A 21,567-nucleotide genomic window follows, 5' to 3' on the forward strand; every position below is an offset into this window, starting at 1 on the left:
AACAAAGAGATAGCGGGAGACCAGTCGGAACGTGGCGATGAACCAAAGCAGGGATCCCACCTTGCATCAGCGCATCCTCAGCGAAATCGAGGGCCGTATCGTCTCGGGCGATTGGCCGCCGGGGCACCGCATTCCCTTCGAGGTCGATCTCGCCACGCAGTATGACTGCTCGCGCATGACGGTCAACAAGGTGCTGACCCAGCTCGCCAAGGCCGGCCTGATCGAGCGCCGCAAGAAGTCCGGCAGCTTCGTCACCCAGCCGCAGGCGCAATCGGCTGTTCTCGAAATCCACGATATCAAGGCCGAGGTGCAGTCCCTGAACCTGCCCTATTCCTATGCGGTATCGAAGAAGACGAGCCGCAAGGCCAAGGCGGAAGACAGTCGGAGACTTGAACTGCCTGTGGCGTCCTCGGTCGTCGAGGTCGTCTGCATCCACAATGCCGGCATGCGGCCCTTTTGCCTGGAGGAGCGGCTGATCAGCCTTGCGACGGTGCCGGAGGCCGCCAGTGCCGATTTCCTGACGATGGCGCCGGGTCCCTGGCTGCTCAACCAGGTGCCGTGGAGCACGGCCGAACACCGGATCCATGCCGTCTCCGCCAGTGCCGAGGTGGCCGCCGTCCTCGACATTGCGCGCAATACTGCCTGCCTCGTGGTCGAACGCCGCACCTGGAGCGGTGCCGGCCCGGTGACGCATGTGCGCTTCACCTATCCGGGCGATCGCCATGCATTGGTGGCGCGTTTCACGCCGGCGTCGCAATAACGAGCCCGATCCAACCGGCTGGTGCCGCGGTGACGAACCTGCTGGATCTGTCGAAATCCCGCCCCTGAGTACGGTAGGCCTGGTCGAGATTGGCGGCGTCGCTTTGCCAAAGGGCGGTCACTTGGCAGCATGCTCCGCGTCGAGAGCAGCGGGCAGTTCGATGCCGTCCCGTTTTGCGGCATCGCCCAGCAGGGCCACCGCCTTGCCGTGATCCCTGATCATGTCCCGGGCGAACTGTTTGGCGTCATCGCCGATACTCAGAGGGAGTAATGGCTGAACACCAAGTCCTTCGAACGGTCCAGCTTCGTATGGCACGCGAAGCAGGACTTCATAAGCGGCTCAATCTGGTTGGCGACGCCGTTCTCGAACTGGCCATATCCCCAGCCGCCACTGTCGGCATACTTCTTGGAGTCCTTCACGCTGATCTGGACGTTCGTTGGGTCGCCCGCCACGAAGGACTGCGGCGCCGGGAATACCGCATCGTTTTCTGGAGACGACTTGTAGACGTACGCCAGGCGGGCGAGCACCGTTCCATCCGGAAAGGGCCGCGTACCCTCCCGAAATGCCTTCATGGCGATGTCGTTTCCAAGAATACCGCGGATGTCGTTGTTCTTCCCAGCCTCGTGGGCGACCGTGATCATCTGCCAGTTTCGATATCCCTGTGGCAGGCTGACGCCGTAGATCGGTGAAGGGTTGTCCGACACGCCGCTGGCCGCTCCGACCGACACGCCGATCGCGGCGATACCTGATGCAAGCAAGAAGAACGCTGTGGTTTTTCGCATTTCAACCTCCATCTGGATAGATCGTCGATGCAGTCAGTGCGGCAAGGCTTCCTCCAATGATCTGGACGACCACGAAGAGCGACACGGCGACCACGGACGCGCTCGCGGGCGTGGCGAACAGACTGATAGCCACCGCGGGGTTCGCGATCGACCCCGTCGGCGTCGAGAGGATCGCAGCCAGCAGCCACAGGCCGACGGCGAAAGGTCCCGCGAGTTTGTTCGTGCTGCGCGAGCAGCAGAAGACGACTGTCATCAAGCCGAACGATGCTACACCTTCGCTGGCCAGTGACGATACGGTTGGAGAGTCGAAACCCGGTCGACCAGGCGGGACACCGAAGACGAAGGCGGAAACGAGCGCCCCTGACAGCGCTCCCGCGATCTGGGACGCAATGTACCATACGGCGCAGTCCAGCGTTCGTTGTCCGGAGAGCCACTGCATCAACGTGATCGTCGGATTGAAGTGTCCGCCGGATACCGCGCCGAACGCCAACATCAAGCCAATCAGACTTCCTGAGATCGCCATCGCGGACGAAAGCTCCGAGCTGCCGACATGGAGGCCGGACCCGACGACTGCGATCATCAGCATCGCGGTGCCTACGCCTTCCGCCAGCGACCGCCGGAACAGCGAAACGGTCACATCGTCCTCGACGAAGCATTTGCGCGATGATGTGCCAACCGCTCCTAGGCGTGCGACGCCCATCTCGCCTCCACCGCGTCCATCTTCACCGCCAGTTCCTCGGGCGTGAGCAGACCTTTCTGGAAGGCGATGTTCGCGAAGGCGGCGATCCATCTCTCATAGTATGAAAGCTTGCCGACCAGGTCGGACCCCAAGGATTCGACGCCGCGTCGCTTCTCCTCGGTGTTGATGATCTTGTGGAAGTCGAGGACGTCCGCGAGTGCGTGACAGCGTTTCTCCCAGGGAAGGAGCTCATGCTCGACCCTTTCGATCTTCGGCGCTTCCAATCCCCCGATGTCGTTAGGGAGACGCTTCACGAACTGTTCGCTGCCGGTCATGCCGCAACTCCTTGAGCTGGCGATTGTATCTGGATGACGCCGATCATCGCGTCTCGGGTAACGAGCGCGGCGAGCTGCTCCTCGTCGAGGCCGTCGGTTCCGGCCGGGCGCATCGGTAGAACCAGATATCGCTGGATGGCGGTTGAGTCGCTCACGCGGATCTCGACGTCGTCGGGAATGTGAGTACCGAACTCCTCGAGCACCTTCCGGGGTTCGTAGACCGCCCGTGCCCGATAAGGCTTCAGCTTGTACCAGTCGGGCGGAAGCCCAAGGACCGGCCTCGGATAGCAGGAGCAGAGCGTACAGACGATCAGGTTGTGGACCTTCGGCGTGTTCTCAAGCACGATCAGTTGGGTTTCGTCGTAGAAAGTTATGCCGAGTTCTTCGCACCCAGTCCTTCCGTTCTCCAGCAGGCGGCCCCTGAACTCCGGATCCGTCCAGGCCCTTGCGACAACCTTCGCACCCAATGCCGGGTTGCGAGAATCGAGCACCTCGATCTGCCGCCGGATTTCGCCGGCAGTGAAGTAGCCCTTCTCGATCATGAGTTCCTGAAACGCCGTCTCCATGACGTCGTAATAGCCGGGCGCTTCCGTCGCGACGATCGGAGCGTGATCGTGGTCGTGTCCATGTTCTTCGTGCTCGGCCATTATCAGGCTCCTTCCAGCCATGTTTCGAACACTTCGATCCGGAGGCCGTCGTCGGGCGAACCCGCGTAGTCGCTCCAGATCGACGTCATCGGCACCGCAATTCGATAATAGTGACGAACGGCGCCTGCGTTGCGGCCGAACGCCTCTTCCTCGTTGTTGACGGCCTTCGGTTCCATGATCGCCTCGACGACCGCCGTCTTGCCACGCAGGTAGGTCGGCACCCGGTAGTGCCCGACCGGCGCGCGATCCGAGACCTTGACCGACTGTCCAACCGCGAAGATGGGCAGCTCGCCGAAGGCGGGCACGACGCCTTCGATCTTCCTCGTTGGTATATGGGCGGGCTTCATCCAATCCTCCGATCATTCTCGCCGAACATTACGAGGACGACGCGGGGCGATATTTCGGATTCGTGCGATGGCGCGGTGAACGGATGCAATGCGCGGAATCGGACGGTTTCGATAAACGGCGGGCCACCGATCTGATTTGGTGACACAACATCCATGCCTAGCCAAGGAACCTTCCGATGACCCACATCGTCGTCCACCCCGCACCAGGCGCGGTGCCAATCTCCCCGCAGGAACTGCTGCCGTGGACGGTCTTCGTCGGCCTCCTCCTGCTGATGGCCCTCTACTTCGTTGGCGCGGAGCAGGGCGCGACCTCGCTCATACAGGGCGACGCCGTGCACGAGTTTGTCCACGACGGCCGGCATCTGCTCGGCTTTCCGTGCCATTGAGGCGACAGTCATGGTTCAGAGACTTTTGCTGGCAGGAATGCTGTCCGGACTGGTCGTTGCGCTGTTCGCCTTTTCATTTGCACGCGTCTACGCCGAACCCACCATCGAACGAGCGATCGCCTTGGAAGAGATCGGCGCTCACCACCACGCCGGCGTCGAGGAGGGCACGGTCTCTCGGAGCACCCAACGCAACGCGGGCCTACTCACGGGCCTCGCCGCCTACTGCACGGCACTCGGCGGTTTCCTTGCGATCGGACTGGCCTTTCTTCATGGTCGACTGAGCGTCAGGCCGCGGTCAGCGGTCTGGACGCTCGCCATTGCCGGCTACGTCTCGCTCGTGCTCGTTCCACAACTCAAGTATCCCGCGAACCCTCCCGGCGTCGGGAGTGCGGAGACCATCGGGGTCAGGACCGAACTGTACTTCGTCATGATCATGCTATCGACCGCGTGCATGGCGGCGTCGGCATGGATCGCCCACCTGATGAGACCGCGTGTTGGCTCGGCGATATCGGTCCCGATCGGTACTGGGATGTTCGTCGCACTTGCCTTCCTGTTCATGACGATGCTGCCTGCGATATCGGAGACGCCCCACGATTACCCTAGAGGCCTGCTTTTGGAATTTCGGGTACACGCTGCGCTGCTGCAAATGATCGTATGGGGCGGGCTGGGCCTGCTCTTCGGGCAGATGGCCGAACACGTCGTCAGTCGAGATCGACGCGCGGAAGGGGTTGCACGCCGTGGAATACCGAATGCCTGATTGCGTTGGGAACTGGCTTTCGTCGGTCCTCAGGACTAGCATCCCAGGCATGTGATCGCGGAGCAGTGGCACCGATGAGCGACGTCTCGCATGCGGAAACCCCAGGAACGTCGCATATCGAGTGCGCCGAACACGATATCGAGCAGTTCCTGCACTTGGCGCTGCACACGGTTCGAGCGGACAGGGCGTTCATCGTGGCCTCCGTTGACGAACGCCTCACGGTCGCCGCCACGGCGGCTGGCGAAGACGTGTCATCTGCCTTCCTCCCGGCGAACCTTCACGAACTGGACGAGATCGTCGTTCGCGATGTGATCAGCTCTGGGAAACTACGAGAGATCTCGAGTACAACCCGGTCGGCGGTGTGCGTTCCGATCAGCCTTCCCGACCATCCCAGGGCGGCGGTCTACCTGGAGATCGATGGAGCGCTAACCACCCACAGGGGGTTGGAAAAGCTCGAATGGCTGGCGTCGACGTTTGCCGCATCGCTCGCCAAGCGAGCGACCGACGAGGAGTTGCGCTCTTTTAGGGAGGACGCAGCCAGCGTGGTGCGGGAGCTTCGACTCAACCTCGACATGATCCCCGCACTTACGTGGATCGGTGGCCCCGGCGGCGAACTCGAAGATGCGAGCAAGCAATGGTACGAGTACACGGGCATAAAGCGCGAAGACGCTCTCGGCATGGGGTTCCTGGCGTCGTTCCATCCCGACGATGTTCAGAAAGTCATAACCGCCTGGACCGAACTCCTTGTCGCCGGAAAGCCCGGCGGCGTCGAGGCGCGCATCCTGCGTCACGACGGGGAAGCGAGATACTTCATGCTCCGGGCCGTCCCATTTGTCGGCGACGATGGCAAGGTTCGCAAGTGGTACGGGATCAACACTGACATCGACGACCTGAAACGTGCCGAGTTCGAACTGGCCAAAAGCCAGGCCGTCATGGCCGAGGCGCAACGGATCATCGAGACCGGCAGTTGGTCTTGGGACATGATATCGGACATTTTCACCTGTTCTGCCGAGTGCACCAACATCGTCGGCCTCCCGAGTAACGAGATTACCTTCGAGACCTTGATGGAAAGGGTGCATCCAGAAGACCGCGAATTGGTCGCAGAGGCGCATGGGAGGGCGCTACAAGGCGAAGAACTGAACGTCCAGCATCGCTTCGTCCTGCCAAATGGAACGGTCAAGTTCATTCATGCGCGCGGCCGTCTGATCTATGAGAGAAGCCATCCTCGCGCCTACATCGGCACCATCGTCGACGTCACGGAGGCAAGGCACTCAGAAGAGCGCATACGAAGTTCGCTCGCCGAGGCGCAGCGGGCGCAGGCCTCCCTTGCCGAAGCGCAGAAGCTCACTCACGTCGGCAGTTTCCAGATCAGACCCTCCAGCGGCGAGATCATCTGGTCGGCTGAGACCTATAACATCTACGGTCTCGATCCGGCGCAGCCACTGACGGGCGAGGCTATAATAGCGCGCATTCATCCCGACGATCGCGAGCGGATCAACGAAATCCATGCGACTGGCATGCGGGACCGCAAAGCCTGGGAGGCGGAGCACAGGCTTCTGATGCCCGACGGCTCCATCAGGCACGTACACTGCGTCACCCGCGTCGAGCCACATCCAGACGAAGAGCTGGAGGTGTTCGGTGCCATCATCGATCTAACGGATCGGATCAGCGGCGAAGAGGCACTCAGGAAGGCCCAGGCCGATGTCGTTCGAATGAACCGCCTGGCTGCGATGGGCGCCGTCACCGTCAGCATCGCCCACGAAATGAACCAGCCGCTCATGGCCATCGTCACGAACGCTGCCACATGTCTAAGCTGGCTGGATCGCCCGGAACCTGATCTGGAGGAAGCGAAGATCGCGGCGGAACGCATCGTCAAGGATGGCCAGCGGGCAGGAGACGTCCTGTTGAACGTCAGAAACATGGCGCGGAATTCGCGTCCATCCATCGCGATGGTGGATATCAACGAAATCGTCGCCGACGTTCTGACGATGATGCGAAGCGAACTCCGCAGCAGGCAGATCAACGCATCCGTGTCGTTGTCGCAAGACATAAAGTCAGTCCGGGGTGACAAGGTTCAGCTCCAGCAGGTTCTATTGAACCTGATACTCAATGCTGCCGAAGCGATGACGGGAAGGGACCATGGCCGGACCATCGGCGTGGTCTGCGAGGATCGAGGCGCGCACTCGGTGGTCGTACGGGTGGAGGACAATGGCCATGGCCTCGACCCCATTGCGTCAGAACGCATTTTCGAAGCATTCTTCTCCACCAAGCCGGAGGGGACCGGCATGGGACTGGCGATCTGCAGGTCCATCATCGAGGGGCATAGCGGGACGCTGTCCGCGAGACCTCGGGCGTCGGGAGGATCGGTGTTCGAGTTCGCGATACCATATGCAAGGGGGGGAAATGAACCAGAAGCAACGTGAGGAAGCCACTCCGCAGGTCGTTGTCATCGAAGACGACGTCGGCGTGCGCGAGTCTCTAGTCGGTCTGCTGCGGTCCATGAAATTCAACGTCGCCGCATTTTCTTCGGCGACCGAATTCTCGTCGAAAGGCCAGTTGGGGTCCGTCGGCTGCATGATTCTGGACGTCCGGCTTCCCGGCCAGAGCGGCATCGAGTTCTACGAAGAGGTGCGGACCCGCGGCTTCCACCGGCCGGTGATTTTCATGAGTGGCCATGCCGACGTTCCGATCGCGGTGCGGGCGATGAAGGCGGGCGCTGCGGAATTCCTGACGAAACCAGTGCGCGAGCAGGACCTCCTGGACGCCGTTCACGCCGCGATGAAGAGGGACAGCCGCTTCACGATCAAGGAAGAAGCGGCGGCGAGCGCCCGCGCCGATTTCGACACACTGACGAAACGTGAGCAGGAAGTGCTGATCCGGGTGGTGGAAGGGCAACGTAACAAGCAGATATCGACTGCCTTGGGGATCACCGAGGCGACGGTGAAATTGCACCGAGGGAACGTCATGCAAAAGATGCACGTTCAGACCCTTCCGGAGCTTGTGCGCCACTTCGATCTGCTCGAGTTGGGAGAGCAGTCAGCCACCTCGACTAAAGGCTAGTTCTAATAGAATTTTTCCAGACGTTGGTCGCATTGCGAGCGTTCAACACCGGCCATAGGATTATAGCGATTGGATCGATTGATGGTTGATGCGTCGAAGACCTCCCTGGTGGTTTGCGTCGAGGATGACGAGCCCGTCCGTGACGCGCTCAGGGGGCTGCTACGCGCCAACGGCATCAGGGTTGCCGCCTTCGCTTCGGCTGAAGAATTCCTAGCTTCCGCGGAGCTTCAGACTGCAGCCTGCCTCGTCACCGACATCCAGCTCGGCGGTATTTCTGGACTGGACCTGCTCGACAGGCTGTCCGGAATGGCCAGAAGGATTCCTTCAATTCTGATCACCGCCCACTCCGACGTCGCGGTCGGCGCCCGTGCCAGGAATTCAGGGGCGTCGCGTATCTTCCTGAAGCCTGTCAGTCCAGCGGACTTGCTCGAGGCGATCAGGACGGCTCTGGCAAGCGGTCCGGCTTCCACGCGGTAAGGGCAGCGTAGCGTCACGGGTCGCACCAGAACCAACGGCGCCTCACGAGATCTAACTCGACTTCATCTTCGCGTCAGAGGAAATTTAGAAGCCGATGGCGACGGTGTGAGACCGCGCCGGGTCACGCTGTCGAAGCAATCGAGCTAGGAGGGCCGCCATGACGACGCCTGCCACGAGCGTTCCCGCTCAGACTGCCAGAGACATCATCGGACCTTCCCCCCTGATCGCCATCGAAGACGAGCCGACACCGAAGCTCATCGTGGATCCGCCGCTTCCGGAACCTTTGTCCCGTGGCCTCGTCTTCATCCAGTATCGAGGGGAAAACATCCGCATCGTCCCGCTTTTCGGAGAAGCCGCGTTACAGGTATCGCCGCGCATCGGGCACGTCCATGTGACCGTCGACGATCTTCCTTGGCACTTCGTCGATGCGAGCGGCGAGACGCTTATCGTCGTCGGCCTTCCGGCTGGCGAGCACAAGGTTCTCGTGGAACTCGCCGATCCGAGACATCACGTGATCACGGCGGAGACGGTCAGCTTTTTCGTGCCCGAGAAGAAATAGGTTTGAAGGACTCGAGCTCCCAAGGCGATCGCACGCGGAACGCGCCATGTCCGCAAAAGGCCTGCCCCTCTCAGGCCGCGATCTCCGGAGAACATCCCCTCGGACCCCGTCGCGAGGGGATGTTCTTTTGCGTTATTATGCAGCAAATGCCACCAACTCGGTGGTAGGCAATTAAGTCGCTGGTTGATGACTCCTATCGGCCCGCAGTGATGATGACCGCTTCTGGCGGCGCAAAGCGGAAGAGGTGTCGCCTGCTGTCGGCCCATTGCAGGCGTGCACCCCGCTGCTGTGGAAAGCGCAAAAATGCGGACCATGGAGCATGTGCCACAAACCGTCGCGAGCGATTTAGCTCGGCGCGTTACACGCTGGCTGTCAGGGTCCTAGACTGGCTGGAACTTGGTCTTTCTCTTGATCAAGAGCGCTCGGCACTTTGAACTCATTCGGTCTGGTTTGTCGGATCAGGGTGCATCCGGCCCGACAACGGCACCGGCACCCGTGGCACTGACAGTCAAGCTGGCAAACGCGATCTCACCATCGGTAATGTAATGGTTGACCTTTCCGGTGTTCAAACGTGAGCCAGATTGGTGCCGCGCGACCTCCCCGATTACTTGCTTTGCCCTCAGTTCATTGACTATGTAGTCGCGCTCGGCGTTCGTATCGGAATCGGTCTTATGTGTGACTTGGAATGTCAGCCAGGTCAGAGAAAGCCCGGTATCTCTGGTGCCCGCCCCAACCCATAGGACCCGCTCCTCGGGCGATGGCCTGTCGGTAGCCAACCAGAAGCTCGCCGCGCTCATGTCGTCCTCGGAATGGGCGAGACTAAGGGCCCAGAAACGGATGTGATGGCGCTTGCGGGGGCTATCGTCGATGGGCTCCTGGAATCCTATGTCCTGCCGTCGTCCAAAGAGATAGAAGGTGCTGAAAGGTGCGGTGGGATAGGCAGAGTTCATCAGGAAAGCGCGTATCATTCGCAACGAGCTTGCGATCCCCAAATGGTCGGCCGTGGACCAGCCCGCCGTTGCAAAGGCCTCGCGGAGTTGTTGAAGATTGCCGATGAGGGCGAAATTTATAGGATCGCCGGGCAGGCCATCGGCCGTGATCGTGTATCTGGGGATCAGCCCCCGATGAAGAACCTTCAGGGACAGTCGGACCACGTTCGGAAGAATGACGTAAGCAGCCAGGCCATATGTGAGGCACACCGCAACGAGCCATGGAAACCTGTGGTCCGAAGTATCGAAAACGACGAAGACGATGAGCCAAACGCTGAGTACGCCGAGACAGAAAACCAGAAACCTCCGGAAAAGGCGCGTCAGCAATCTCAAGACACAGTCTCCTCGTCTGGCGTCTGATGGGCTGGCATTCGCCCTCGCTGTTCGTCGCCGGGATTTTAGCACCCGAGAATATGCAATGGTAGCGCCGCCGTCGCTCATTGTGGGCCATATCGTTATTCTCAGAGGAACGGATCCGCCTCAGGCGGCTTCGCGATCAACCTTCGGGAAGTCGACGTCGGTTTTGAAGACTTCGTTCATGTAGTTCGTGAACGTGTTCGCCGCGACGTGCGCGACAATCTCCAGAAGCTCACCGTCATCGAAGCCGGCCGCCTTCAGTGCTTCCACTTCCTGTTCGGAAACGCCGCCCCTCGCTTCGGCAACCCTGACCGCAAACTTGACGGCGGCGTCGGCCCTTGCCTCGGAGGATCCGCCGCGGCGCGCAGCCGCGATTTCCTCGAGACTGAGCTTGGTCACGTGGGTGCCGGTATAGGTGTGGGCGGCGAGGCAATATTCGCAGCCGTTCTTCTGGGCGATCGCCAAGGCGATGCGCTCGCGGATCTTCTTGTCGAGCCTGCCTTTGCCGAGCGCCCCGTTGAGAGCTGCGTAGGCCTCAAGCACGGCCGGGCTGGCCGACATCATGCGGAAGACGTTGGGCAGCGCGCCGATCTGCTTCTTGATCGCCTCCAGCGTCGGCTTGGAAGCTTCAGGCGCCGCATCGAGCGTCGCGGGAATTGGAATTCGGGCCATGCTTCAATCTCCTTTGTTGCTTCAGCTCCTGGTTCTTCTGCGTTTGGCCGGGTTTCAATGCAGATCGTGCGGAACGAACCCTTCCGGGTTTGCCGGCAGGTGTTCGATGACGGCTGCGGCGTGGAACACATTCTTGAGGCTGCTCGCCACTGCGGCGGACCGGCGGGAATCCCGCCATTTTCGCGGCGTGACCGCAGTGATCTTCTTGAAGACCGTCGTGAAATGTGGCTGGTTCTGGAAGCCCGTCTGCAAGGCGATTTCTACGAGGGCCAGATCGGTGCAGATAAGCAGTCTGGCCGCAGCCTGAATTCGCATCCGTAGGAGGAATTCATGGGCGCTCATCGAGGTGGCTGCCTTGAACGTTGCCGCGAAATGCGCCCGCGAAAATCCCGCGACATCGGCCAGTTCCTCCAGCGACATCCGTTGATCGAGACGGGATTCCGCATAGCGTCTAACGCGACTGAGACGCCATGCAGAGAGGGGATGAACGCGAGGTAGCGATCGATAGTGCTCGAACGCCAACTGCGAGAAATCCCTGGTGAGTTCACTTCTTCGCGCGGGCGAGCTTTCGGAAATTTCGCCAATCAGTTCCGCAAGCCGGATGTCACGGATGTTGAACCGTCCTCCAACGACGGAGCAGGGGCCTCGATAAGGCGCCCGCAGGAAGGTGAGCACATAGAGGCAGGCATCGGACTGCAGCTCGACGGCGATAGGATCCGGGCCCTCCACGAACGTTACGCTGTCCTCGATCATCAGGCCATGAAAAAGCACGCGTCCCTTCTGTTCCAGGCGCAGTTCGGAATCGCGAGCCGCGACGACGAACGTCCCGACGCCGGAACCCAGGGAGGTGGTGATCGCACGGTTCCCGTTCTCCCGCGTCAGCTTCGCCAGGGAGATGTTCGGGTCGGCGACGCTGAAGTGCTCGACGTGCAGGCAGTCGGCGATGGTCTCGAAGACGTCGCGAATCCTGCCCAAGCTCACCTTGATGGCGATATCGGTCTGCATCGGCTGCTCCTCATGAAAGGGCGCGAATTGAGTTGATGGCTGTGACGTTATTTGTCGGCGGCGGCCCGCTCGATCATCGCGGACACCAGATCGGGATGGGAGATCATCACGACATGCGATGCTCCCTTCACGCCGACGGTTTCCTTGGCACCCGCTCGCTTCGCCATGAACTCGTGAAGCTCCATTGGGATGTTCTTGTCGGCGGTTCCGTAGATGAAATGGGAAGGCAGTTTCTTCCAGGATGGGTCGCCTGAAGGATCGTTCAGGGCCTCTGCCGTGACCGGACGCTGCTCCGCGCCCATGAGAGCTGCTTGCTGCTCGGGGACGTCCGCGGCGAACTGCTTCCAAAACTTGCTCTGCAGGATGTAGAGATCGTGCTTACCGTCAGGTTGGATGACGGGTGGCGCTAATGCGTCGCCGAGCGTGCCCGTCGGGAACTTCTTGCCAAGGCTGCCGGCGCTTTCTCCGTTGTCCGGTGCGAGTCCTGCGACGAAGACGAGGGACTTCACGTTCGTTCCTTCGACGGCGACGTCGGTGATCACCGAGCCACCGTAAGAATGTCCGACCAGGACGACCGGCCCGTCGATGGACTTCAGGACTGCCGAGACGTAGTCGGAGTCGTATTTTACTCCTCGCAGCGGGTTCGCCACTGCGACAACGGGATATCCATCCTTTACCAGCTTGGCGGCGACGCCGTCCCAGCTAGCCGACTCCGCGAACGCGCCATGGACGAGGACAATCGTGGGCTTCGACGCCGCCATCGCGTTCTGGTTTAGGAGGAGAGCCGCGATCATTGCCGCACCAGACAACCACTTGTTCATGTGAAGAACCTCACGCTCGGCGCATTGCTGTAGCGAGCATGCGCGCTCGGTTTATGTTCCCACGAGGCTACTACGCGGTGCCGCCCAATAGTGTGAGTTGTCGAGATGGCGTGTGAGATCCAGTTGGCCGCGGGCGCTGCGTTCGACGTCGAACCGGAGATGCCGAGAAGATCGAAATCGATGCCACAATGGACGAAGGCGGCCGTCGCGGCCGCCTTCGACTTAAACGTCAATGCTGGGTAATGCCTATACGGTCAGGCGTTTATCGCCATGTCCACCGCCGACAATAGATCCTGATGCCGCACCGGCTTCGTCAGGAATTCGACCGCTCCCGCCTTCATGGCACGCACCGACATCTGAATGTCCGCATGACCGCTGATGAAGATGATCGGGTATCGTATTCCTGTCTTCAGGAGATCGGCCTGAAAGTCCAAGCCGCTTCTGCCGGGCAGACAGACGTCGAGAATGAGGCAATCGGGCTGCGGCGAATGCGCACTTTCCTGGTATTTCTTGACGGATTCAAAGGATGCGACGCCGAGGCCGACCGATCGCAGCAGTGTTGAAATCGAGCGCCGAACGCTTTCATCGTCCTCGATAAGAACGATGTAGGGCGCCGTGGCTCTTATCGCCACGGGCGTGTCGATCTCAGAAACGGTCGTCGACCTCGTCGCATCGAACCGCAGCCCGTCCTCGGGCAGCACGTCGTCCCTGATCAGCATGTAGCCTCTTCGGACGATCGTCTTGATCATGTTGCCCTGGCTGCCCAAGGCCCGCCTTAAAGACTTCACCTGGAAGCGGAGATTGCATTCCTCGACCACCATCGAAGGCCACACCTCGTTCAGGATCTCGTCCTTGCTGACGATCCTGCCGTTGGACCTGAGCAGCACCATGAGAAGGTCGAACGCCCGGCCGCCTATCTCCTGTGGGCTTCCGTCCAGCAGGAGCTGACGGGAGTGCGGGATCGCGCAGAACCTTCCGAAGCGGATCGCGTCGTCATTGGCTTCGCGCTTAACCTCTCTATAGGCTTGAGGCAGATATGCGCCTGCTGGATTCGTTTGTTCGAGCGTATCGGCGAATTGGACTTGCATGGCTGACTTCCCCCGTCGGCTGCAATGATTGATCGCGCTGCTGAAGATCGAACTGTTACAAATCTGGCCTCGTTCTTGCGAGGCGTTCTCCAACTGCGAGCGAGCAAGCAGAGCCTAGCTCCCGTCATGCACGCAAACAATCCGACCAATGGCCAGTCTGACCCCGACAAGGTCATGAAGAACTAGACCAAGGTCTAGGAATTCGAACGACTTGGCGAAGTCGGCTGAGATGACCTCTCACGCAAACTCACAACGCCTTACGACAACTAGCTCGTCGTTTTCGCTCGCCGGGCGTAGCAATCAACGGGAAATCAGCGACGAAACGAGCGGTCTCGTCCGCGCCCTCATTCGAAAACCGGAGGCTGAAATGAACAGATCCATCATGAGTAGAACGGCATTGGCCATCGCGATCGCATTGTCTGCATCGATGGTCCTGCCGGCCACGTCCTACGCGGCGAAGAAGGTCGTCGCCGCTCATAAGCTTGTCGTGCCGCAGGTCACCTACCACACTGTGGACATCGATGGGACGAGCATCTTCTACCGCGAGGCCGGCCCCGCCAACGCTCCGGTCGTGCTCCTGCTTCACGGGTTCCCGACGTCTTCGCACATGTTTCGGAACCTGATCCCGATCCTCGCCGACAAGTATCGTGTGATCGCGCCGGACTATCCAGGCTTCGGCCAGAGCGCCGCGCCCGACCACACGAAGTTCGCCTACACCTTTCAGCACTACGCGGACATAGTCGATGGTCTCCTCGGCAAGCTCGATGTCAAGGAATACGCGATGTACGTGATGGACTACGGCGCTCCGGTCGGATACCGGCTCGCGCTCAAGCATCCCGATCGCGTGTCGGCGCTGATCGTCCAGAACGGCAATGCTTACGAAGAGGGGCTCAAGGAGTTCTGGGATCCGATCAAGGCATACTGGAAGAACGACACTCCCGAAAACCGTCAGGCATTGATGGTGCTGTTCAAGCCGGAGACGACCAAGTTCCAGTACACCGATGGAATGAGCGACCTCGCGAACATCGATCCCGATAACTGGGGTCACGACCAGCCCTTGCTCGATCGTCCAGGAAACAATGACATCCAGCTCGACCTCTTTCACGACTACGGCACGAACGTCCCGCTATATCCGGAATTCCAGAAGTTCTTCCGGGACAAGAAGCCACCGACCCTGATCGTCTGGGGGAAGAACGACAAGATCTTCCCGGCCGACGGCGCGTCGCCCTATCTTCGCGACCTGCCGCATGCGGAGATGCATCTGCTCGACACGGGCCACTTCGCACTCGAAGACAAGCTGCCGGAGATGGCCCCGCTAATTCACGACTTCCTCGATCGAAAACTTAGCCGCGACTAGATCGAGGCCTGGCCACCACGCACCCCTCCCTGCGTGGTGGCATGCTTTCACCGCAACTGGCGCGACGTGATGGAGCCGGAAATGAACAAGCACGATTACGCACTTTCGAGACGTGGTTTCTGCCTCTGCTGCCTTGGTGGCGCGACATTCGCGGCCACGGGCGGATGGCTCACGCCGGCCGAAGTATTCGCGGCCGCCAAGAGCCTCGTCGTCCAGATCCGCGAGGCCGCGGCTGCGGCGGACATCACCACGACCAAGCTGCGGGGCGGCATAAGTGCGCTGTCCGGCTCCGGCGGGAACATGGGCGTGCTTGTCGGAGAGGATGGAAAGCTCCTCGTCGACGCCGGGATCACTGCGACCCGCCCGCGCATCGAGAAGGCACTTGCCGATCTCGGGCCACAGCCGATCAAGCATCTCGTCAACTCGCACTGGCACTTCGACCACACGGACGGCAACGAGTGGCTCAATTCGGAAGGCGCCATGATCATGGCACACCCCAATTCGCTGAAGCATCTGACGGTCGCTACCCGCGTCGAGGATTGGGACTTCGACTTCCCGGCGTCGCCGAAGGGCGCGCTGCCGACGATGCTCATGAAGGGCGACGAGGAGACGTTGAAGCACAACGGCCAGACGGTCGCGCTGAAGTACTACGGCCCGGCCCATACCGACAGCGACATATCGGTCTTCTTCCAGGAGGCGAACGTCGCCCACGTCGCCGACACGTTCTGGAACGGCGTCTATCCCTTCATCGACTATTCGACCGGTGGTAGCATCGACGGGCAGATCCAGGCCGCCGAGGCCAACGTCAAGATGGTCGACGACCAGACGATCGTCATTCCGGGCCACGGCGAGATCGGCAACAAAAAGGATCTCATCGCCTGGCGGGATATGCTCGTTGGCATCCGCGAGAACGTCGCCAAGCTGAAGAAGGATGGTCGAAGCGTCGAAGAAACGATCGCCGCGAAGCCCACGGCGAAATGGGATCCGGTCTTCGGCAACTGGGCGATATCGCCGGCGCTGTTCACCCGCCTTGCCTATGAGGGCGTCTGAGCTGAAACTCTCCGCGGCGGCGTCGGGCCGCCGATTCAAAAACGAGGGCATGCGGGCCGTGGAGACTGAGAAGCATATATCGAGTGACGTCGCCTTTTCGCCGTCGGTAAAGGAGATTCAGGCAAGGAAGGGTTCGCGCCGATCCTATGCACGCGTGGAAGAACGCGGCGGATGGGCGACCGAGATCACACCCGACCTAAAGGACTTCATCGAGAAGCAGATCAGCATCTTCATGGCCACCGCCAACAAGGAATGCCAGCCGTATATCCAGCACCGGGGCGGGCCGCCTGGGTTCCTCCGCGTGATCGACGAGACCACGCTGGGATTCGCGGACTACATCGGCAACCGGCAGTACATCTCCCAGGGAAACCTCGTCGACAACGACAAGGCGCAGCTATTCCTCATCGACTACGGCAGCCGGTCCCGAGTGAAGATTTGGGGGACGGCCCGCGTCGTCGAAGACGACCCGGCGCTCCTGGAGCAGTTGATGCCAAAGGGCTACCAGGCCAGGCCGGAGCAGGTGATCCTGTTCCATGTCGACGCTTGGGACGCGAACTGCCCGCAGCATATTCCGCTCAGGTTCGAGGCTGACGAAGTTCTAAAGGCGATCGAGAGCAGGGACGCGCGGATCAAAGAACTCGAGGCCGAGATCGCCACGTTCAAATCCGCGAAATCTTCCGGCCAATAGCCTCATTCGAAGGATTCACACATGAGCCGCCCGCCGTTACCTCCCTTTACCCTGCAGTCGGCGATCGAGAAGGTGCGGCTGGCTGAGGACGGCTGGAACACCCGCGACCCCTCGAAGGTCGCCTTGGCGTACAGCGTCGACAGCCATTGGCGGAACCGTGCGGAGTTCGTCGTCGGGCGCACGGCCATCGAAGCATTCCTTGCACGCAAGTGGGCGAAGGAACTCGACTATCGCTTGATCAAGGAACTGTGGGCGTTTTCCGGGAACCGGATCGCCGTGCGCTTCGCCTACGAGCATCGCGACGACAGCGGCACCTGGTTTCGGGCGTATGGCAACGAGAATTGGGAATTCGACGCCGATGGGCTTATGAAATACCGGCACGCGTCGATCAACGAGCACCCCATCAAGCCTGAAGAACGTGCCTTCGATTGGCCGCTCGGAAGAAGGCCCGACGGTCACTGGGGCCTAAGCCACTTCGGATTCTGAGCATTGGTCGCATCATACGCGATCTCACAAGCTCTCATCCGAACTTGCTCGTGTCCGCCGCTAACGCTCGGCTTCATCTCTCCTACACGAGCTTAGAGCCACGCCCCGCTATTCTTCAGGAGTTGCGGATCACTCATGCGAGGATTACGGAGGCGGTAGGGTGAAGCTGAACGTGCTTCCCGTGCCCTTCTCGGTCGTGACCCAGATGTGGCCGCCGTGCGCCTCAATGATGGATCGGCAGATCGAAAGTCCCATGCCTATGCCGGTCGCCTTGGTGGTGAAGAATGCCTCGAATGCCCGATCCGCTGTATCCGGATCGAGCCCGACGCCGTTGTCCGTAACGCTGACCTCGATCGATCCGTTGCTTCGGCTCGTGACGACGTGCAGCACCTTTCGCTCGCTCTCGATCGTCCCCATCGCGTCCGCGCCGTTCATCAGCAGATTGATTAGCACCTGCTGGAGCTGGATTCGATCCCCGTTGACGGCATCGGCCGTAGCATCATAGGTGGTTTCGACGAGGACGCCTTTCTGTCGAAGTTCGCTCTTGGTCAACAGCAGCACTTCCTCGATCACGCTGTGGATGCTGAGTGGCTCGACCTTCGGCCGCGAATTCCGTGCCAATGCCAGGACGCCGCCCAGCACCTCGCCCGCTCGATGGCCGTCGCGCAGAACCCAGTCGATCGCCTGCATGGCCTCTTCGATGTTCGGGGAACCGGCTTTCAACCAGCTTATGGACGCAGCGGCGTTCGTGACAATGGCCATGAGAGGCTGGTTCATTTCGTGCGCGATGGACACCGCCAACTCGCCGATGGCGGTCAGGCGGCTCATGCGGGCGAGGTCCTCCTTCGACTTTCGCAGGGCGTCCGATGTCTCGTTCCTCTGGGTCATGTCCCTGAACACGAGTACCGCACCTTTCATCTCGCCGCTGGAATCGATGATTGGCGCGCCCGATACGTCGATGACGACTTCCGGGCCGCTCTTAGACCGGAGGGTGTACTGGTTGCCTATCGTAAGATCGGCCTCACGACCTAGGATTTCGGCGACCGGATCGACGACGAGTTGGTGAGTTTCGTCGATCAGCTTGAAGACGTCTTCGACAGGTCTGTCGGCGGCCTCCTGCTGCGTCCACCCCGTCAGCTTCTCGCCGACCGGGTTGATAAACGTCAGCCGCCCCTGATCGTCCGTCGATATGACCGCATCCCCGATACTCGACAGCGTTGCCGCATATCGCTGCTCGCTCTCCTGAATTCGGCTTTGCGCAATCTTCAGGTCTTCGACGTCTGTGTTCAGCCCGTACCATTTGATGACCTTGCCGCTCTCGTCACGGATCGGGACCGCCCTTAGGAGGAACGTGCGCGACGCGCCGTCGCGACGCACCATGCGGGCCTCGACACCTCCCGCCACTTCGTTCGTCAGTAGCCCCGTCCATAACTCCCGGACCCGTTCCCGGTCTTCGGGATGGAAAACTCGCATGTATCCGAAATCCATCGACTCTTCTTTCGTGAGGCCGAAGTAGCTCAACCACTGTCGATTAACGTCCTCTAGCCTCCCGTCCGGGCTCGTATGCCAGGCATGGGCCGGAAGCGTGTCCCATGAAAGACGCAGCTCCCATTCGGCAAGGCGAGCTCTTTCCTGCGACTGCCGAAGCTCGGAATCGACGGTCGCCTTCTCGATTCGCAAGGCGGCATAGGAGGCCAGATGTTCGAATGCATTGGTCAGGTCCGTTTCGAACGCCGAGACGGTGGAGCATTCGATCTTCAAGACTCCGAGGAGATTTTCTCCGATGAGGAGCGGCACCAGCAGCCCTTGGGCCGGACGAGAACCATCACCGCCCGCTATGGCGACCGGCATTCTGGTTTCCAGTAGCGAGGACATCACCGAGGAAGGAAATGGTGTGGAACCGTCTTCCGGGAGGAAGACCACCTGCACCCTTTCGACGTCGTCGAACTCAAGACAGGCCGCCGCGAGCGCATCGGCAATCCCATCGCGATCCGCGTCGACGGGCAGCGCTCGGAGCATTCGCAGGCCTGCCGTTGTGTCCATGACGAGGTCCGCTGGAGGTGGTACCAGGTAGGCAGAGTAGCAGGCCGCGAGATATGGGCAAGCGCCGCCCGTTTTCGTTAAAGTACGATAGCGGACGCCGGGCAGCGGATGCCCCTCGACAGGCGAATGGAACGCGTGCCTTATGCGGGAGAGGCGATGAAAGGGAGCGGGCATGGATCAGAAATATCCGCCGCTGTCACCGGTCAAGACAGGCGTTCGCGGACTGTGCCCCCGATGCGGGCGCGGCCACCTATTCGACGGCTTCCTTACTTTGCGCAAGGAGTGCGAGGTCTGCGGTTTGGACTACTCGTTCGCCGATCCTGCCGATGGGCCGGCTTTCTTCGTGATCTGCTTCGCCTGCGTTCCGACGGTGCTCCTCTCGGTCTGGCTTGCGGTCGCGCATCAGGCGTCTATCTGGACCCAGATCTTCGTGACCGGGCCGTTTATGATCCTGACGTGCATTCCGCCCTTGCGTCCGCTGAAGGGGTGGCTTGTCGCCAGCCAGTATTTCTACAAGGCCGAGGAGGGGAAACTGTCCCGTGGGGACGACGCCGGCCAGGAATAGAGGAGCTGCATGTGCGTTCAAAAGCCATCGAGCATCGTACCACGCATGCGTTCCAGGAGGCGCTGGAAACAGTCGCGAGCGCGATCGGGAAGGCCGGGATGACAGTATTCGCCGAGATCGATCACGCGAAGGCGGCACGAGACAATGGGCTGTCGATGCCGGAGACGCGCGTGATCGTCTACGGCAATCCGAAGGCGGGAACGCCGGTCATGCTGGACACGCCGCTGACCGCCCTCGATCTGCCATTGCGTATTCTCGTCCGGGAGTTGCCTGGACACAATTCCGCGGTCGCGTTCCACCCGGTGGCGGAAATGTTCGAAGAACTTGGGGTGAAGCGCGAAGTGGCGGCCCGATTTGATGCGGTTCAACAGGTGATCGTCGACGAGGTATGCGGCGGCTGTCCGACCGCTACTCGCGATCATAAGGACGGCGGCCATTTGGCATAGCCGGCCGCCCGATTGAAACGGACGTTTTCGAAAGACCGGCTGCCATCAGGACGCAACAATCGTTCCGTTCCAAGAGGCGGCCGGTGCGCGTCGATAGTCTTGCTGTAGCCGCGAACCACGAACTGGAGGTTCTCCCGATGACACCGTCGTCAGACATTTCCATTACGAGACGAGACGCTCTCCTCGCAGGATCCGCCGCCGCGCTCGCACTTGCAGTCGGTCCGTCGGCTTCAGCCGCCACCAATCCGCAACAAGCAACAATGGAGAAGAAGTTCATGGGTACTGTGAAGGTGAAGGACGGAACCGAGATCTTCTACAAGGACTGGGGGCCGAAGGACGCGCAGCCGATCGTCTTCCATCACGGCTGGCCGCTGAGTGGCGACGACTGGGACAACCAGATGCTCTTCTTCCTTGGGGAAGGATTCCGGGTCATCGCGCACGACCGTCGTGGCCATGGCCGTTCCTCGCAGAGCCGTACCGGTCACGAGATGGACACCTACGCAGCCGACGTCGCCGAAGTCGCGGAAGCGCTCGATCTCAAGAAGGCGGTTCACATCGGTCACTCCACCGGAGGCGGCGAGGTCGTCCATTACGTCGCGCGGGCGAAGCCGGGCAGGGTGGCGAAGGCGGTCATCGCGGGCGCGGTCCCTCCGGTCATGCTGAAGTCGGACAAGAACCCAGGCGGCCTCCCGATCGACGTCTTCGACGGATTGCGCAAGGCGCTCGCGGCGAACCGGGCGCAGTTTTACATCGACGTTCCGACCGGCCCTTTCTATGGGTTCAATCGCCCGGATGCCAAGATCTCTCAGGGTCTGATCGACAACTGGTGGCGGCAGGGCATGATGGGCGCCGCGAACGCGCACTACGAATGCATCAAGGCGTTTTCCGAAACGGATTTCACCGAAGATCTGAAGAAGATCGACGTTCCGGTCTACGTCATTCACGGAACTGACGATCAGATCGTGCCCTACAAGGACGCGGCCGAGCTTTCGATCAAACTCCTGAAGCACGGCACCTTGAAGCTATACGATGGATATCCGCATGGGATGCTGTCGACGCACCCCGAGGTGCTGAACCCAGACATCCTGGCGTTCATCAAAGCCTAACGGAATGATGGGGTCGACGAACGTTGGCCCGTCACAACTGGATCATCGATCACGCTCCATGCGGCATCAGTCTCAACGTGCTCTCGCCGGGCGCCACGTCCACTC

At 60.7% G+C, this 21,567-nt stretch carries 25 protein-coding genes and 1 pseudogene; 14 read left to right on the plus strand and 12 right to left on the minus strand.

The features are described 5' to 3' along the window. The first annotated feature begins 37 nt into the window (after positions 1-37). Complete coding sequence (gene hutC, locus J3P73_RS28965; RefSeq protein WP_130774343.1) at positions 38-760, plus strand: histidine utilization transcriptional repressor HutC; 723 nt, start codon at positions 38-40, stop codon at positions 758-760. A 73-nt stretch (positions 761-833) separates the two neighbouring features. Here hutC and J3P73_RS37775 read toward each other — a convergent pair. The 6 genes and pseudogenes from J3P73_RS37775 to J3P73_RS28995 form a co-directional block, all read right to left on the minus strand. After that, a pseudogene (locus J3P73_RS37775) lies at positions 834-1,021 on the minus strand (DUF4142 domain-containing protein); the annotation flags it as partial. Beyond that, positions 1,018-1,542, minus strand: a complete 525-nt coding sequence (locus J3P73_RS28975; RefSeq protein ID WP_130774342.1) for a cytochrome P460 family protein — start codon at positions 1,540-1,542, stop codon at positions 1,018-1,020. The gene J3P73_RS28975 and the pseudogene J3P73_RS37775, both read right to left, overlap by 4 nt. Position 1,543: 1 nt before the next feature. Further along, complete coding sequence (locus tag J3P73_RS28980; protein ID WP_130774341.1) at positions 1,544-2,242, minus strand: aquaporin; 699 nt, start codon at positions 2,240-2,242, stop codon at positions 1,544-1,546. Continuing rightward, the gene (locus tag J3P73_RS28985; RefSeq protein ID WP_130687924.1) at positions 2,224-2,556 is read right to left on the minus strand and encodes an SH3-like domain-containing protein; all 333 of its coding nucleotides are present in this window, start codon (positions 2,554-2,556) and stop codon (positions 2,224-2,226) included. Before J3P73_RS28985 ends, J3P73_RS28980 begins: the two co-directional genes overlap by 19 nt. Continuing rightward, positions 2,553-3,203, minus strand: coding sequence for a nitrile hydratase subunit alpha (nthA, locus tag J3P73_RS28990; protein ID WP_018496998.1), 651 nt, complete (start codon positions 3,201-3,203; stop codon positions 2,553-2,555). The genes J3P73_RS28985 and nthA overlap by 4 nt, the downstream gene beginning before the upstream one ends. 2 nt (positions 3,204-3,205) lie before the next feature. After that, positions 3,206-3,550, minus strand: coding sequence for an SH3-like domain-containing protein (locus J3P73_RS28995; RefSeq protein WP_130687922.1), 345 nt, complete (start codon positions 3,548-3,550; stop codon positions 3,206-3,208). Positions 3,551-3,726: 176 nt separating this feature from the next. Here J3P73_RS28995 and J3P73_RS29000 point away from each other — a divergent pair, with 176 nt between their 5' ends. From J3P73_RS29000 to J3P73_RS29025, 6 genes are all read left to right on the plus strand, one after another. Next, on the plus strand, positions 3,727-3,936 hold the full coding sequence (locus J3P73_RS29000; RefSeq protein WP_130687920.1) for a CbtB domain-containing protein: 210 nt from the start codon (positions 3,727-3,729) through the stop codon (positions 3,934-3,936). A gap of 10 nt (positions 3,937-3,946) precedes the next feature. Next, complete coding sequence (locus tag J3P73_RS29005; protein WP_130687918.1) at positions 3,947-4,693, plus strand: CbtA family protein; 747 nt, start codon at positions 3,947-3,949, stop codon at positions 4,691-4,693. Positions 4,694-4,767: 74 nt separating this feature from the next. Further along, positions 4,768-7,116 (plus strand): PAS domain-containing sensor histidine kinase, encoded by a 2,349-nt coding sequence (locus tag J3P73_RS29010; RefSeq protein WP_130687916.1) that lies wholly within the window; start codon positions 4,768-4,770, stop codon positions 7,114-7,116. Then, positions 7,097-7,753 carry a response regulator transcription factor gene (locus tag J3P73_RS29015; RefSeq protein ID WP_018482952.1) on the plus strand — a complete coding sequence of 219 codons (657 nt, stop codon included), beginning with the start codon at positions 7,097-7,099 and terminating at the stop codon, positions 7,751-7,753. The genes J3P73_RS29010 and J3P73_RS29015 overlap by 20 nt, the downstream gene beginning before the upstream one ends. A gap of 81 nt (positions 7,754-7,834) precedes the next feature. Beyond that, positions 7,835-8,230 carry a response regulator transcription factor gene (locus tag J3P73_RS29020; RefSeq protein ID WP_130687914.1) on the plus strand — a complete coding sequence of 132 codons (396 nt, stop codon included), beginning with the start codon at positions 7,835-7,837 and terminating at the stop codon, positions 8,228-8,230. A 157-nt stretch (positions 8,231-8,387) separates the two neighbouring features. After that, positions 8,388-8,789, plus strand: coding sequence for a DUF6130 family protein (locus J3P73_RS29025; RefSeq protein WP_130774340.1), 402 nt, complete (start codon positions 8,388-8,390; stop codon positions 8,787-8,789). A 458-nt stretch (positions 8,790-9,247) separates the two neighbouring features. On the opposite strand, the gene J3P73_RS29030 is transcribed toward J3P73_RS29025, so the two are convergent. From J3P73_RS29030 to J3P73_RS29050, 5 genes are all read right to left on the minus strand, one after another. Then, positions 9,248-10,111: an LssY C-terminal domain-containing protein gene (locus J3P73_RS29030; RefSeq protein ID WP_018482955.1), complete on the minus strand. Its 864-nt coding sequence runs from the start codon at positions 10,109-10,111 to the stop codon at positions 9,248-9,250. A 147-nt stretch (positions 10,112-10,258) separates the two neighbouring features. Then, positions 10,259-10,807, minus strand: coding sequence for a carboxymuconolactone decarboxylase family protein (locus J3P73_RS29035; RefSeq protein ID WP_130687910.1), 549 nt, complete (start codon positions 10,805-10,807; stop codon positions 10,259-10,261). Between the two features lie 54 nt (positions 10,808-10,861). Then, complete coding sequence (locus J3P73_RS29040) at positions 10,862-11,812, minus strand: helix-turn-helix domain-containing protein (RefSeq protein ID WP_130687908.1); 951 nt, start codon at positions 11,810-11,812, stop codon at positions 10,862-10,864. A gap of 47 nt (positions 11,813-11,859) precedes the next feature. Further along, the gene (locus J3P73_RS29045) at positions 11,860-12,633 is read right to left on the minus strand and encodes an alpha/beta fold hydrolase (RefSeq protein WP_130687906.1); all 774 of its coding nucleotides are present in this window, start codon (positions 12,631-12,633) and stop codon (positions 11,860-11,862) included. A 254-nt stretch (positions 12,634-12,887) separates the two neighbouring features. Further along, entirely contained in the window at positions 12,888-13,721 is an 834-nt protein-coding gene (locus tag J3P73_RS29050; protein WP_130687904.1) for a response regulator, read from the minus strand. Between the two features lie 382 nt (positions 13,722-14,103). Between J3P73_RS29050 and J3P73_RS29055 the strand changes: the two genes are divergently transcribed. From J3P73_RS29055 to J3P73_RS29070, 4 genes are all read left to right on the plus strand, one after another. Beyond that, positions 14,104-15,078, plus strand: coding sequence for an alpha/beta fold hydrolase (locus tag J3P73_RS29055; RefSeq protein WP_392397326.1), 975 nt, complete (start codon positions 14,104-14,106; stop codon positions 15,076-15,078). Positions 15,079-15,159: 81 nt separating this feature from the next. Continuing rightward, a complete protein-coding gene (locus J3P73_RS29060; protein WP_130774339.1) occupies positions 15,160-16,128 on the plus strand; it encodes an MBL fold metallo-hydrolase in 969 nt (322 codons plus the stop codon). After that, positions 16,115-16,816 carry a pyridoxamine 5'-phosphate oxidase family protein gene (locus J3P73_RS29065; protein ID WP_130687900.1) on the plus strand — a complete coding sequence of 234 codons (702 nt, stop codon included), beginning with the start codon at positions 16,115-16,117 and terminating at the stop codon, positions 16,814-16,816. Before J3P73_RS29060 ends, J3P73_RS29065 begins: the two co-directional genes overlap by 14 nt. A gap of 21 nt (positions 16,817-16,837) precedes the next feature. Beyond that, positions 16,838-17,302, plus strand: coding sequence for a nuclear transport factor 2 family protein (locus J3P73_RS29070; protein WP_130687898.1), 465 nt, complete (start codon positions 16,838-16,840; stop codon positions 17,300-17,302). A 144-nt stretch (positions 17,303-17,446) separates the two neighbouring features. On the opposite strand, the gene J3P73_RS29075 is transcribed toward J3P73_RS29070, so the two are convergent. Then, on the minus strand, positions 17,447-19,345 hold the full coding sequence (locus J3P73_RS29075; RefSeq protein ID WP_130687896.1) for a PAS domain S-box protein: 1,899 nt from the start codon (positions 19,343-19,345) through the stop codon (positions 17,447-17,449). Between the two features lie 172 nt (positions 19,346-19,517). Here J3P73_RS29075 and J3P73_RS29080 point away from each other — a divergent pair, with 172 nt between their 5' ends. From J3P73_RS29080 to J3P73_RS29090, 3 genes are all read left to right on the plus strand, one after another. Beyond that, positions 19,518-19,910 carry a DUF983 domain-containing protein gene (locus tag J3P73_RS29080; protein ID WP_018482965.1) on the plus strand — a complete coding sequence of 131 codons (393 nt, stop codon included), beginning with the start codon at positions 19,518-19,520 and terminating at the stop codon, positions 19,908-19,910. 11 nt (positions 19,911-19,921) lie between these two features. Next, complete coding sequence (locus tag J3P73_RS29085; RefSeq protein WP_130687894.1) at positions 19,922-20,356, plus strand: DUF302 domain-containing protein; 435 nt, start codon at positions 19,922-19,924, stop codon at positions 20,354-20,356. Positions 20,357-20,631: 275 nt separating this feature from the next. After that, positions 20,632-21,462, plus strand: coding sequence for an alpha/beta fold hydrolase (locus tag J3P73_RS29090; RefSeq protein WP_018497013.1), 831 nt, complete (start codon positions 20,632-20,634; stop codon positions 21,460-21,462). Positions 21,463-21,567: the final 105 nt, after the last annotated feature.

Source organism: Rhizobium ruizarguesonis (assembly GCF_017357285.1).
Taxonomy (GTDB): domain Bacteria; phylum Pseudomonadota; class Alphaproteobacteria; order Rhizobiales; family Rhizobiaceae; genus Rhizobium; species Rhizobium ruizarguesonis.